The sequence below is a fragment of the Ruminococcus sp. MCC718 genome (genome assembly GCF_018783905.1).
Lineage (GTDB): Bacteria > Bacillota > Clostridia > Lachnospirales > Lachnospiraceae > Hominisplanchenecus > Hominisplanchenecus faecis.
In genome coordinates, this window is the sequence record NZ_WQNP01000032.1 from 65885 (window position 1) to 78907 (window position 13023).

Annotated in this window: 10 protein-coding genes; 4 read left to right on the forward strand and 6 right to left on the reverse strand. The window is 45.9% G+C overall.

The window, feature by feature from the left end; all coding sequences use genetic code 11:
- Nucleotides 1-24 precede the first annotated feature (24 nt).
- The 4 genes from GPK60_RS04255 to GPK60_RS04270 form a co-directional block, all read right to left on the reverse strand.
- On the reverse strand, nucleotides 25-879 hold the full coding sequence (locus GPK60_RS04255) for a PRD domain-containing protein (protein WP_022119991.1): 855 nt from the start codon (nucleotides 877-879) through the stop codon (nucleotides 25-27).
- Between the two features lie 408 nt (nucleotides 880-1287).
- Nucleotides 1288-2667 (reverse strand): FAD-dependent protein, encoded by a 1380-nt coding sequence (locus GPK60_RS04260; protein ID WP_022119992.1) that lies wholly within the window; start codon nucleotides 2665-2667, stop codon nucleotides 1288-1290.
- A gap of 100 nt (nucleotides 2668-2767) precedes the next feature.
- On the reverse strand, nucleotides 2768-3334 hold the full coding sequence (locus GPK60_RS04265) for a hypothetical protein (RefSeq protein ID WP_215658917.1): 567 nt from the start codon (nucleotides 3332-3334) through the stop codon (nucleotides 2768-2770).
- A 163-nt stretch (nucleotides 3335-3497) separates the two neighbouring features.
- Entirely contained in the window at nucleotides 3498-4385 is an 888-nt protein-coding gene (locus GPK60_RS04270) for a LysR family transcriptional regulator (protein WP_022119994.1), read from the reverse strand.
- 294 nt (nucleotides 4386-4679) lie between these two features.
- On the opposite strand from GPK60_RS04270, the gene GPK60_RS04275 reads away from it, so the two are divergent.
- From GPK60_RS04275 to GPK60_RS04285, 3 genes are all read left to right on the forward strand, one after another.
- The gene (locus GPK60_RS04275; RefSeq protein ID WP_215658918.1) at nucleotides 4680-6086 is read left to right on the forward strand and encodes an alanine/glycine:cation symporter family protein; all 1407 of its coding nucleotides are present in this window, start codon (nucleotides 4680-4682) and stop codon (nucleotides 6084-6086) included.
- 33 nt (nucleotides 6087-6119) lie between these two features.
- Nucleotides 6120-8009, forward strand: coding sequence for a fructose-1,6-bisphosphatase (locus tag GPK60_RS04280; protein WP_173896788.1), 1890 nt, complete (start codon nucleotides 6120-6122; stop codon nucleotides 8007-8009).
- Between the two features lie 200 nt (nucleotides 8010-8209).
- Nucleotides 8210-9619, forward strand: a complete 1410-nt coding sequence (locus tag GPK60_RS04285; RefSeq protein WP_147632008.1) for an amidophosphoribosyltransferase — start codon at nucleotides 8210-8212, stop codon at nucleotides 9617-9619.
- A 245-nt stretch (nucleotides 9620-9864) separates the two neighbouring features.
- On the opposite strand, the gene GPK60_RS04290 is transcribed toward GPK60_RS04285, so the two are convergent.
- The gene (locus tag GPK60_RS04290; protein WP_173898404.1) at nucleotides 9865-10182 is read right to left on the reverse strand and encodes a hypothetical protein; all 318 of its coding nucleotides are present in this window, start codon (nucleotides 10180-10182) and stop codon (nucleotides 9865-9867) included.
- A gap of 391 nt (nucleotides 10183-10573) precedes the next feature.
- Between GPK60_RS04290 and GPK60_RS04295 the strand changes: the two genes are divergently transcribed.
- Complete coding sequence (locus GPK60_RS04295) at nucleotides 10574-10732, forward strand: hypothetical protein (RefSeq protein WP_215658919.1); 159 nt, start codon at nucleotides 10574-10576, stop codon at nucleotides 10730-10732.
- A gap of 38 nt (nucleotides 10733-10770) precedes the next feature.
- Here GPK60_RS04295 and nrdD read toward each other — a convergent pair whose 3' ends face one another.
- Entirely contained in the window at nucleotides 10771-12903 is a 2133-nt protein-coding gene (nrdD, locus tag GPK60_RS04300; RefSeq protein WP_252191288.1) for an anaerobic ribonucleoside-triphosphate reductase, read from the reverse strand.
- Nucleotides 12904-13023 lie beyond the last annotated feature (120 nt).

A 13023-nucleotide genomic window follows, 5' to 3' on the forward strand; every position in this document is an offset into this window, starting at 1 on the left:
TTACTTTTTTCCTCCTTCTCTTACTTAATGAGAATCCTCCTCCAGCTCTTTTTCCGGCTGGATTCTGCGGATATGTACGGCCAGATAAGCCGTCTCCTCATCTGTAATTTCGTGATCATAGCGCATTTTTATATAATGCGCAATCTTCTCGCTGCACGCATATTCAACCGGGTACATTCCGGCGATCACTTTTCCGAAACCGTTATCATCATCCCCGAGCATCTGCCCCGTAAAAATGCGCTGTCCAAGAAATTTCAGATGAGTGATGAATCTGGCGTAATGAAGGCTTTCTTCCTGCAGTTCAATATTCAGATATTCACTGACGATATTGACCACGTCGCGAATGAGACAGGTGATGTTCATCGTATTGCGTACACCGGTGTCATATTCCGCATTTACGATATGAAGTGCGACGGATGCGGCCTCATCCTCATTCAACTCCACATCAAGCTTCTCCCTGACCTTGCGGATTGCATACTTCCCAACGCCAAACTCGATCGGATAAAAGGTCTTCACCTCAACCTTGAGCGGGTTGTCAAACTGCATTCCTTTCTTATACCGTTCAATTGCGAAACTGATATGATCTGTCAGAGTCAGATAAATACTCTGGTGTAACTTCAGCCCGATATTGTTCTTGGCATAAGTGATAATCTGGTCGGATAACTTGAGATATTCCACCGGAAGCCTCTCCACCAGCCTGGCGAACTGCCCGGCTGACTTCTTATCCTCCAGTCGGAACGTCTTCTCAATCTGCTCCTCATTCACAATCTGTCCCGGCTTTGCATGGAAACCGATACCTTTTCCCATGATGACGACTTCCTCGGCGTCTTTGTCCAAAGCACTTACTACATTGTTATTAATAACTTTGATGATTTTCATAGTAATAACGTGTCTCCCAAACAAAAAGACCCAAAGAATCCAGAATCCTTCTCCTCTGAAACTTTGGGTCTTGCCTGCATCACCAGTAACAATCCTGTCATAACTACCAAATTCTTTAATTGCATCTCTACTATAGCAGTAAATTTGAACAATGTCAATGCTTTTTTAATCTTTTGTTTATGGATTGTTTATAATTTTTATTTTTCTAAAAATGTTTTCTGTAATGCAGTGATTCCTCTAGTTTCCAATACATTTCCTGACTGCTTTTCCTTTTCCCGTTCCTATGATCACATGATGCCTGCGAATTGCTCCGTTGCAAAGTAACTCCCGCAATCTATGCTCCGCTTCGTTCTGCACGAAACGAGTGCCTGTAAACATTCGGAATCCGCATATTTACTGCATAAACAGCTACTTCCTCATGGATTCAAGAATCTCTCTTGCCACGTAAACTCCGCTTGCGGATGCATGGGAAAGGGAATGTGTCACCCCACTGCCGTCTCCGATGATATAGAGACCTTTGTGGATACTTTCAAGATGCTCATCAAGCTGTACTTCCATATTATAAAATTTCACTTCCACACCATAGAGCAGCGTGTCATCGTTTGCCGTTCCCGGTGCGATCTTGTCCAGTGCATAGATCATCTCAATGATGCCATCCAGGATACGCTTCGGCAGCACCAGACTTAAATCTCCCGGTGTTGCGGAAAGTGTCGGTCTTACAATGCCCTCTTCCACTCTCTTGACGGTACTTCTTCTTCCGCGTACCAGATCACCGAACCGCTGGACCATAACACCGCCGCCGAGCATATTGGAAAGTCTGGCAATGCTCTCGCCGTATCCGTTGCTGTCCTTGAACGGCTCGGAAAAATGCTTGGATACAAGCAGTGCGAAGTTGGTATTTTCGGTCTGTTTGGTCGGATCTTCGTAGCTGTGTCCGTTTACGGTCACGATGCCGTTTGTATTTTCACTTACCACGATGCCATATGGATTCATGCAGAACGTACGCACATTGTCCTCGAACTGTTTTGTACGGTAAACAATCTTGCTCTCGTAAAGCTCATCGGTCAGATGGGAAAAGATCACAGCCGGAAGCTCCACACGGACACCTAAGTCCACACGGTTGGAACTGGTCGGGATGCTCATCTCTTCACAGACCTTTTCCATCCATTTGCTTCCGCTTCGTCCGACAGAAACCACACATTTTCCGCATGCATAATTTTCCTCTTCACAGATGACCTGATAGCCATCTTCCCTCTTTTCGATATGCTGCACCGGCGTGTCAAAATAAAAATCTGCCCGGTCTTTGAGCCATGCATACATATTCTGCAGCACAATGTAATTGACATCGGTTCCCAGATGTCTTACGGATGCATTCAAAAGCTGCAGACGGTTCTGCAGACAAAGTTTTTTGAATTTCGTTCCGGCTGTTGAATACAGTCTGGTGCCTTCACCGCCGTACTCCATGTTAATCTCATCGACATACTGCATCAGCTCCAGAGCTTTCTCTTTGCCGATGTATTCATAAAGTGTGCCGCCAAAATCATTGGTAATATTATATTTACCATCGGAAAATGCTCCCGCACCGCCGAATCCGCTCATGATCGAACAGCTCTTGCAGTGAATGCAGCTTTTGATCTTCTTGCCATCAATCGGACATTTTCTTTTTTCCAGTGCATGTCCTTCCTCAAAAATGGCGATCTCCAGATTTTCGTTATTTTTCAGAAGCTCGTACGCGGAAAAAATGCCTCCCGGACCTGCTCCGATAATGATTACGTCATATTTTTTCATACTGTTTCCTCCAGATTGTACTTTTAAAATATGGTGTTGAGGTCAAAACCTATCAACTTATGAGCAAGCTCATGTGGATTTTGACCTTTTGCCCCTGGTATCATACATAATTCTCTACGATCTTCATGATCTTCTTCATGGTTTTCAGGGTATCTTTTATTTTTTCATGTTCCATACTGTGTCCGACATCCGGAAAACAATACCATAAAACCTCATGTTTTTTGCAGAATTTTTTTAATTTTTTCCGTTCCAGATAGTGATCCAGCTCCCCGCTTATCACAATGCAGTTTTCCTTTCGCATGTACGGAAAGGTCTGCTCAAGCGGTGTCATAAAGATATGACGGATCGTTTCCGGTTTTACACGTTTTTCCTTTTCCAGTGCATCCGCAAGCCATCCTGCAGATACCGTTCCCAGACTTTTTGACACAAAAAGAATCTCATCGTACGAAGCAAGATCTTTTTCTTTGATTCGCCCACGCACATAAGAAAGCGTCTGTCTGATATTCTCTTCGATGGTGATCATGTCTTTTTTGTCCCGGTATTCCGAATAGTGCATCAGCAGTGTATCGTATCCCTTTTCCCGGCAGATCGACTCTGCATAATAAAGCAGCGGGCAGTCTACGCCATAGCGTCTCCCCGGAAAAAATACGGCCAGTTTCTTTTTCATTTTGCAATGCTCCCTGTCACGTTCTCAAATTATGCATTCTATTTTATCATAGAATCTGCTGTTTTTCAAACCAGATTCGTGTAGAAAGAAGAAAAAATCCACGGCAGTTGTTTTCTGCCGCAGATCTTCTGTTCTTTCAAAGGCTTCTGAGATATTGATTTCTTTATGCCTGTACCTCTTTTATCACATTCATAAATGCCTGCATCTGCGGCGAAATCCATTTATCTCTGTGATATAAGAGCTGTTTCCATATTGCAAGCTGAAAATCTTTCACATCCAGCCGCACCAGTCTTTTTTCCTGTACGGCCTTTTCTGTCACATAATCCGGCAGAAGCGAGATTGCGGAAGCGTTCTTTTCCAGCATCCGGCAGATCAGTTCTGTATTTCCCACCTCAAAAACCGGCTGGATCTCCAGGGAACGGCTCGCCAGATATTCACTTAACATCCTGCGGTAGCTCATTTCTTTTTCCGTGAGGATAAACGGCTGGCAGATCAGTTCCTGCAACAGAATCTGCTTCTTTCCGTTCAAGCTATTCTGATATCCTGTCACAAAATGCACTGCTTCCTGGCTCTCTGTGACGATCACATAATCACTGTGGTAAATGTGACGGTCCAGCGTGTATACAAAATCCACCTGATTCTGATTCAAAAGCCGGAACATCTCATCCGTGCCGGCGATCACGATCTTCATCGTAACCTCCGGGTACTTCCGCTGCAAAAGAACAAACAGTTTTTCTGCAATTTCCTCGCACAGCGAATCCGACATGGCGATCCGCAGATGTCCACGCACTTCCTGCTTTGGCTGCACCATCTCCTGCATCTCACCGGCAAGCTGCTTCATGCGATGGGCGTAACGCAGGATTTCCTTGCCACGGTCTGTCAGTGTCACTGTGCGGTTGATCCGCTCAAAAAGGACGGTGCCAAGCTCCTCCTCCAACTGCCGGATCTGAAATGAGACCGTAGACTGTGAGTAGCCTAAAAGCTCGGCGGCTTTTGTGAAACTGCCAAGTTCGGCAGTGTAAATAAAGGTGTTGATGTTTTTCATATCCATGATCGGCTCTCCTTGTATCAAAAGTCGGAACAATATTTTTTCCATTGTCACTGATTAATCGGTTTTTTCGATGGTTTAAATCATTATCATTCATTTTACAAATCTATATAAGTGAAGTATACTATATTTCACCACAAGATGCTACCATTATTAGTCATTTTGACAACAATTTAAGAATATCAGATGAGCAATGGAATTCCGCTGCTGATATTAATTTGTTGCTCGCCGCCTGCAAAGGCGACATCATTTCATATCTGATTCAGGCATCTAAGATTTTACAGGGGGATTTTTATTATGAATATCATTACCGCAGTCTACAATTTTTTATGGGGTGATCTGATCACGCTGCCGCTTCCGGGCGGCAGTTCGATCGGCATCTCACTTCTGGTGCTTCTTCTGGTTCCGGCAGGGATCTATTTTACAATCCGCACCAGGTTTGTCCTGATCCGCAAGTTTCCGCATATGATCCAGATCGCCATGGAGAAAAACGAACATTCTCAGGCGGGCAGTATTTCCGGATTTCAGGCTCTCATTGTTGCCACTGCCACCCGTGTCGGCATGGGCAATCTGGTCGGCGTTGTCGCTGCTATTTCTGCCGGCGGTGCCGGTGCGGTATTCTGGATGTGGCTTCTTGCTCTGCTTGGCTCCTCCACTGCTTTTGCAGAGGGCACACTGGCTCAGATCTACCGCCAGAAGGATCCGCTCTACGGCGGCTACCGCGGCGGTCCGGCCTACTACATCCACGATTTTATGACAAAGAAAAAAACGAAAAAGCAGAACGGACCGGCAAAAGAGAAACGTTACAGCCTGATCGCGGTTCTGTTTGCGATCTCCGGCCTGATCTGCTGGTGCGGCATCAGTCAGGTTATCAGCAACTCCGTAAGTTCTGCCATGAAGAATGCATTTCACATTCCGCCGCTGTACACCACGATCTTCCTCGTCGTTGTGGCTGCGATCGTTGTTCTTCGCAAAAATGCCACTGTTCACGTCCTGGATGTCGTTGTTCCAATCATGGCCGGCTGTTATCTCCTGATCACACTGTTTGTCATCATCAAAAATATCGGTGCACTCCCTTCTGTGTTCCAGCGGATTTTTGAAGAAGCTTTTGGTCTTCGTCAGGTGGCTGCCGGTGGATTCGGTGCCGTGCTGATGAACGGGATCAAACGCGGTCTGTTTTCGAATGAGGCCGGAAGCGGATCTGCTCCATGTGCTGCCGCTGCCGCTGATGTCAGCCATCCGGCAAAGGCAGGTCTGATGCAGGCATTCGGTGTCTTTATCGATACCATCCTGATCTGTACCTGTTCTGCGCTGCTGATGTTGCTGGCTCCGTCCGATAAAATTGCCGGACTTCAGGGTATGGATCTGCTTCAGAGTGCCATGCAGTATCACCTGGGAGAATTCGGTGTCATCTTTATCGCCGTGATCCTGTTTCTGTTCAGCTTTTCAACGTTTATCGGCATTCTGTTCTATGCACGTTCCAACGTTGCCTACCTGTTCGGGGACAACTGGCTGTCACAGACCGCCTACAAAATCCTGGCACTTGTCATGCTGTTTATCGGCGGACTTGCCGCCTATACCTTTGTCTGGGATCTCGGGGATGTCGGCATCGGACTGATGACCATCTTCAATATGATCGCACTGATTCCACTGTCCGGACAGGCGATCGATTCCTTAAAAGATTACGAACGCAAAGAAAAATAATGCCGCATCATCTTTAATATGGAGATTTGAACTATGAAAGACGAAAAATATCTGGAACTGCTCGCGGAAAAATATCCGACGGAGCAGGCTGTATGTCGGGAGATTATCAATCTGAAAGCAATTCTGGGTCTTCCAAAAGGCACGGAGCATTTTATGAGCGACCTGCACGGAGAATATGAAGCTTTCTGCCATATTTTGAATAACTGTTCCGGTGTGATCCGCGAGAAAGTGGATCTGCTTTTCGAGGAAACGCTCTCGGATATCGACCGGGAAGAAATCTGCACGCTGATCTACTATCCGGTCGAAAAGCTGGAGATGATGAAAAAAGAGAGCCGCAACAACGAAGAATGGTACCGTGTGATCCTCGGCGAGCTGATCGAGATTGCCCGCCTTCTCTCCTCCAAATATACGCGTTCCAAAGTGCGTAAAGCGATGCCGGATGAGTACGCTTATATTCTGGATGAACTGATCCATGTGCAGAAGGATGAGGACGACAATCAGGTTGCCTATCATCAGAACATCATCGATACTTTGCTGGAACTTGACAGTGCCGATGCATTTATCGAAGTGCTCGCCGCCCTGATCAAACGCCTCGCCGTCGATCATCTGCACATTGTCGGAGACATTTTTGACCGCGGACCATGTGCCGACCGGATCATGGATCTTCTGATGAATTATCACTCTCTGGACATTGAATGGGGAAATCACGACATTCTCTGGATGGGTGCCGCTGCCGGAAGTGAGGCATGTATCGCTACCGTCATAAGAAACAATTTAAAATATCATAACATCCGCATTCTGGAAAACAGCTACGGTATCAGCCTGCGTGATCTGACGTTGTTTGCTGAAAAGCTTTATCCGGATACAGAGCCGATGGAAGCGGCATTAAAGGCCATTTCTGTCCTTTTATTCAAACTGGAAGGGCAGGTGATTCTTCGAAACCCGGATTATCAGATGACTGACAAACTGCTGCTCCACCAGGTCAATGTTCAAAATCACACCGTCTGCATCGCTGGCACAGACTACGAGATCTGCGAAGAAACTTTTCCGACGGTTTCCTTTGATCCTTCCAACCCAGAAGTTTCTTACGAACTGACCGCCGAAGAAAAGCAGGTAATGGAAGGGCTTCGCATGGCATTTGTCGGCAGTGTCCGTCTGCGTCAGCATATGGATTTTCTCTATCAGAAAGGCAGCATGTACCGCATTTTTAATGGAAATCTGCTCTTCCACGGCTGTGTACCTCTCGATGAAAGCGGCAATCTTGAAGGTGTTGTATTCCACCAAAAACGTTACCGCGGACGTGATTATCTGGATTATGCCGAGCGGATCGCCAGACGTGCCTGGTCTAAAGATGCCACACAAAAAGAACTGGATTTTATGTGGTATCTCTGGTGCGGCAGAAAATCACCGTTGTCCGGCAGAAATATCAAAACGTTTGAGCGTACTTATGTAAAAGATGAAAGTACCTGGCATGAGGCATCCAACCCTTATTATCAGTACTACGAGCAGGAAAAAATCTGCAATATGATCCTTCATGAATTTAATCTTTATTCTGATCGGTCACATATCATCAATGGACACACCCCGGTACGCACCTCCAGAGGGGAACACCCGGTACGTGCAAACGGCCGTCTGATGGTGATCGACGGCGGATTCTGCAAAAGCTATCACAAAACAACCGGTATCGCCGGATACACGCTGATCTTCAATTCGCACGGTATCCGCATCAAATCCCACCAGCCATTCCAGAGCGTCTATGCCGCACTGACCGAAAATAAAGACATCGAATCCAGATCTGAACTGGTCGAAACGGAGCGAGAACGGCTGATGGTACGCAACACCGACACCGGAAAAAAGATTCTGGAAGATATTAAAGGATTGAAAATGCTGCTTCAGGCTTACCGTGAAGGCACAATGGAATAAATTTTTCGGGTGTTTTGACACCCGAATTTTTTTATGTTACACTCTACGTGATGCCCGCAAGCCACAGCAAGAATGTCAAAGGCATTCTTGAATCCGTTTTGTTGCTTCCGGCATCATGACATTATATAATACGCTGTTTGGAATATTTTCCCGTATTTCGGGATTCTGAACGGACACACTCAGACAAAGGAGATTCAATAATGGGAGGACTATTTGGAGTTGCTTCAAAAACAGATTGTATCATGGACTTGTTCTACGGAGTGGATTATCATTCTCACTTAGGAACACGCCGCGGCGGTATGGCTACGCATGGGGCGGACGGTTTCTGCCGCTCGATCCACAACATCGAAAATTCCCCGTTCCGTACAAAATTTGAACGCGATGTAGAAGAACTGACCGGAAATCTCGGCATTGGCTGTATTTCTGACTATGAACCGCAGCCGCTTCTGATCCAGTCACATCTTGGAAGTTTTGCGATCACAACGGTCGGAAAGATCAACAATGCGGACGAACTTCTGAATAAGATTTACGAAAACGGTCATTCACATTTTCAGGAGATGAGTGGCGGTCAGATCAATGCCACGGAACTCGTTGCCGCACTGATCTGCAAGCAGGACAGCTTTGAGAACGGTATCCGCTATGCCCAGGAAGCCATTGACGGTTCCCTGACACTGCTGATCATGACAAAAGACGGCATTTATGCTGCCAGAGATATCTACGGAAGAACTCCACTTGTCATCGGACACCGTGAAGGTGCTTACTGTGCAGCTTTCGAGAATTTTTCTTACATTAACCTTGGCTACACAGATGTAAAAGAATTAGGTCCCGGCGAGATTGTATACATCACCCCGGAGAGTGTGGAAACGCTCGTTCCGCCTCGCAAGAAAATGAAAATCTGTTCTTTCCTGTGGGTTTACTATGGTTATCCGACTTCCAGTTACGAAGGCGTAAACGTAGAAGAAATGCGTTATAACTGCGGTGCACTGCTGGCAAAACGAGATAAAGGAAAAGTAGATCCGGATATCGTAGCCGGTGTCCCAGACTCCGGTATCGCACATGCTATCGGATATGCCAATGAATCCGGCGTTCCGTTCGCCCGTCCTTTCATTAAATATACACCGACCTGGCCGCGTTCCTTTATGCCGACGGACCAGCGTCAGAGAGAACTGATCGCCCGCATGAAGCTGATCCCGGTACATGCCCTGATCAAAAACAAAAAGCTGCTTCTGATCGATGACTCCATCGTCCGCGGTACACAGCTTCGTGAGACAACCGAGTTCCTGTATCAGAGCGGAGCCAAAGAAGTCCACGTCAGACCGGCGTGTCCTCCGCTGCTCTACGGATGTAAATTCCTGAACTTCTCCCGTTCCAAATCCGAGCTGGATCTGATCACCAGAAGAGTGATCCTGGAACGCGAAGGAAAAGATGCAGAGAAATATCTGGAAGAATATGCAGATCCGAACAGCGAACGTTATCAGGCAATGCTCGATGAAATCTGCCGCATCCAGAATTTCACCAGCCTGCGTTATCACAGACTCGATGACCTGATCAAGTCAATCGGGATCAAGCCGTGTGATATCTGCACCTACTGCTTCAATGGAGAGGAGTAGGTAGCCGGATTATTTCGTGCAGTTCCGGATACATTCTATTATAAATGCCGGACGTAAAAAGTCAGGGCTTGTGACACGCATCGTTTCCGTCACAATGCCCTGACTTTTTTCTGTCCGGCATATAAAAACCACTACTTCCATTATTTCCACTACAACTACCTTCTCACTGCTTCCACTGCAATTCCTCTCACCATACGCACCAGATACTATACTTTTCTATGATCATTCTGCTTTTATTAAAAATGCTATATTTTGTTCTTCTCTGCTTGCCAAAATCGAAACAATTTGACAAGCATCGGTAAAACAAAAAATCCCATGATTAGAAGCATTACAATCACTGAAATAATCTCCTGATATATCGCTATGGCAATTCCAACTGCCAGTTCAGCCATTGTCCATACAGCCAGCTCAAATATATTCTCTTCTGTAATTTCACGGTCTAAAATCGCTATAACAAACAGCAAATAGAACGTTACGACAGCATTTTTATAGTCTTTCCCGTATAGTCTCTGAATCAGTAAAATCGCCAGACCTGTAATTTCTACAATTCTATCTTTTCTCATTCGCTCACCTCCTGAAATCCAACCTTAAATCTCGTCACTGATGCAAATTACAGCTCTTCGCTTACAAAAATGAAAGTTGCACTATATATGATATAATTTAATATACAAACACTATGAAACAATTCATATGGCATCTTTTGACCTTAACCTCTGATAATATCTTCTTTCACAGCGTTTATTTATATCTGAATTTTATTATATTTTGATAATATTTTCAATATTTTTTTCATTCAAATCATCTATCATTTTTTACTACGATATTTCTCTTTAAATTTTCAGAAATTTTAAGCAGGTATAAAAACAGCCATAATCATCCGAAAACAAATCGCTCTGACGGTAGCAAGGATTCCGTCGTGAGTTTTGCGATGCTGCCGCCCAGGGGAGCCGCTGTTTGAGCAGCGAAGCTGCGAGTTTAGGCGAAGGGCGGCTAACCGGCGAGCGAACCGAACAGGAAACGCAGCGTGTCAGAGGATTGTTTTCGGACAATTATGGCGTCTTATTTATCTCTTCTATTATATTTTTATCAATATCCTATATTGATATCTTTTGATTTTTCTATCTTTCATCCATATCTTTGTTTCTTAATTTTTACATACTCTTACGCTCTGCGATCTCTGCCATCTTTGCCTCGTTCAGTCTGGTATCGCCATGCACGCGGCTGTAGGACAGATATCCATTCATACGGTCGATCTTTGTGAGGTTCTTGGAACCGCATTTCGGGCAGACATCCATCTCCAGTTCCTGGTGGCCGCAGTCATCGCAGTATGCAAGGGAAAGGTTGACTCCTTCGTAGTAGCCCAGATCCATCGCACGGCGGATCAGGCTCTTGATCGCCTGTACGTTGTAATCGATCGGATAACGTACATACTGGATCTTGCCTCCGTTGCACAGTTCCCAGAAACGGCCTTCCAGATCCTGTTTTTCGATTGGTGTGATATCTTCGGTTACATGGCAGTGGAAGCTGTTGCTGACGTATGGACGGTCGGATACATTCTCCACGATGCCGTATTTCTTGCGGAACTGCTCTACCTGAAGTCCGCACAGGCTCTCTGCCGGTGTGCCGTAGATCGCATACAGCCAGCCGTCTTCTTCTTTGAACTCGGACACTTTTTTGTTGATATATTCCAGTACTTCCAGGGCAAACTCACCGTCTTCGGTGATAGATTTTCCGTTATAGAGTTCCTGCAGTTCATTCAGGGCGGTGATACCAAAGGATGCCGTCATCGGCTTTAACAGCTTTTTGATGCGTTCGTTCGGTTTCAGATGGCCACCGTAGAATCCGCCCTCGCAGTAAGCCAGCGGGTTGGTGGATGCTTTCATCGCTCCCAGATACTCGTAAGTACGTTTGTGCAGGTTGCGGATCATTTCCAGATAATAGTCCAGCACTTCGTAAAAATCACGGCTCTCGGATCTTGCTTTGGCAAGGATCATCGGGAGATGCAGGCTGACAGCACCGATGTTGAAACGTCCGGTAAATACTGGCACATCTTTGTCGTCTGCCGGATACATACCGCCTCTTTCGTACCACGGACTTAAGAATGCACGGCATCCCATCGGGCTGATCACTTTTTTGTACTGTTTGTACATGCTGGAAATATAGCCTTTTCCGGTCATGGACAGCCAGTCCGGATACATGGTCTTTGCAGAACATGCCACGCCGGCCTCAAAGACATCTTCACATTCTCCGCCTACACCGTGCAGTTTCTCGTCATAAAGAAAGACAATTTTCGGGAACAGCACCGGTTTCTTGTTGCCCGGTCTTCCCTGTCCGCCCTTATGGACGTTCAGAAGGGAAATATTGCACATTTTTTCAAAACGCTGTGTACCAAGTCCGATGGTCACGGTCACAAACGGATAATCGCCTCTGGAGGAACCGACGGTATTTAACTTATACTCAATACCCTGCCATCCCTGGTCAAAATCACGTCTCACTTTGTTGATCGCATATTCTTCGGCACGTTCTTCCACGCCGTTCCATGAAGGATCTGCATATTTGATAAATTCTTCTTTATATTTCTTGTAGCTCTTCTCGGCATACGGAGCAAGCACCTTGTCCATCTCCGGCACGGTAAATCCACCGTACTGCTGTGCCGCCGTACTTAAAATAATATCACCGATCACATCAAAGGCCGTATCCAGTGTCTTCGGCTCGTTGTACCAGACATTTCCCATCTCAAATCCGCCGGTCAGAACAGCTGCCACATCAAACAGACAGCAGTTCATGGTATCCAGTCGCGCGGACTGATCGTGGATATAGATATAGCCGTCCTTGCACGCCTGAAGCTCATCACGCGTCATAAAAAATTTGCGGTACAGCTCTTTATTCAGCTCGTTAAAGATCAGGCTTCGCTTTGTCGCTACCAGAGCACTGTCCGTGTTGGCGTTACTCTTGTCTCCGATGTAACGGATCGACTGGCTCTTTGTGTAGACCTCATCCATCATATGGATAAAATCCAGCTTGTAGTTGCGGTAATCACGATAGCTTTTGGCTACTGCCGGATTGACTCTCTCGAGAGCACCTTCGACAATGTTGTGCATCTCCTGGATCGTGATCCCGTCTTTTTTAAGGGACTCCGCCCGGTCATATGCAAACTGACAGATAAATGCAATCTCATCTGTCGAAAACTCATACAAAATGCGGGCTGCTGATTTGTTGACTGCCGCTATGATCTTATCTACATTGAATTCTTCCCGTGTTCCATCTTTCTTTATGACGTACATCACCAAGTCTCCTCCTACTATATGTTGTGTATCTATCTAAATTTTGTTTTTTCATCAAACAACATGTAGAACATAGTATATACCATAATGGCATACACGTAAAGAGGCTTTTGCAACGTT

Bases quoted from the DNA above. Each gene is read 5' to 3' on its own strand.
- GPK60_RS04255 (WP_022119991.1), bottom strand. From the start codon at position 879: ATGAAAATCATCAAAGTTATTAATAACAATGTAGTAAGTGCTTTGGAC.
- GPK60_RS04260 (WP_022119992.1), bottom strand. From the start codon at position 2,667: ATGAAAAAATATGACGTAATCATTATCGGAGCAGGTCCGGGAGGCATT.
- GPK60_RS04265 (WP_215658917.1), bottom strand. From the start codon at position 3,334: ATGAAAAAGAAACTGGCCGTATTTTTTCCGGGGAGACGCTATGGCGTA.
- GPK60_RS04270 (WP_022119994.1), bottom strand. From the start codon at position 4,385: ATGGATATGAAAAACATCAACACCTTTATTTACACTGCCGAACTTGGC.
- GPK60_RS04275 (WP_215658918.1), top strand. From the start codon at position 4,680: ATGAATATCATTACCGCAGTCTACAATTTTTTATGGGGTGATCTGATC.
- GPK60_RS04280 (WP_173896788.1), top strand. From the start codon at position 6,120: ATGAAAGACGAAAAATATCTGGAACTGCTCGCGGAAAAATATCCGACG.
- GPK60_RS04285 (WP_147632008.1), top strand. From the start codon at position 8,210: ATGGGAGGACTATTTGGAGTTGCTTCAAAAACAGATTGTATCATGGAC.
- GPK60_RS04290 (WP_173898404.1), bottom strand. From the start codon at position 10,182: ATGAGAAAAGATAGAATTGTAGAAATTACAGGTCTGGCGATTTTACTG.
- nrdD (WP_252191288.1), bottom strand. From the start codon at position 12,903: ATGTACGTCATAAAGAAAGATGGAACACGGGAAGAATTCAATGTAGAT.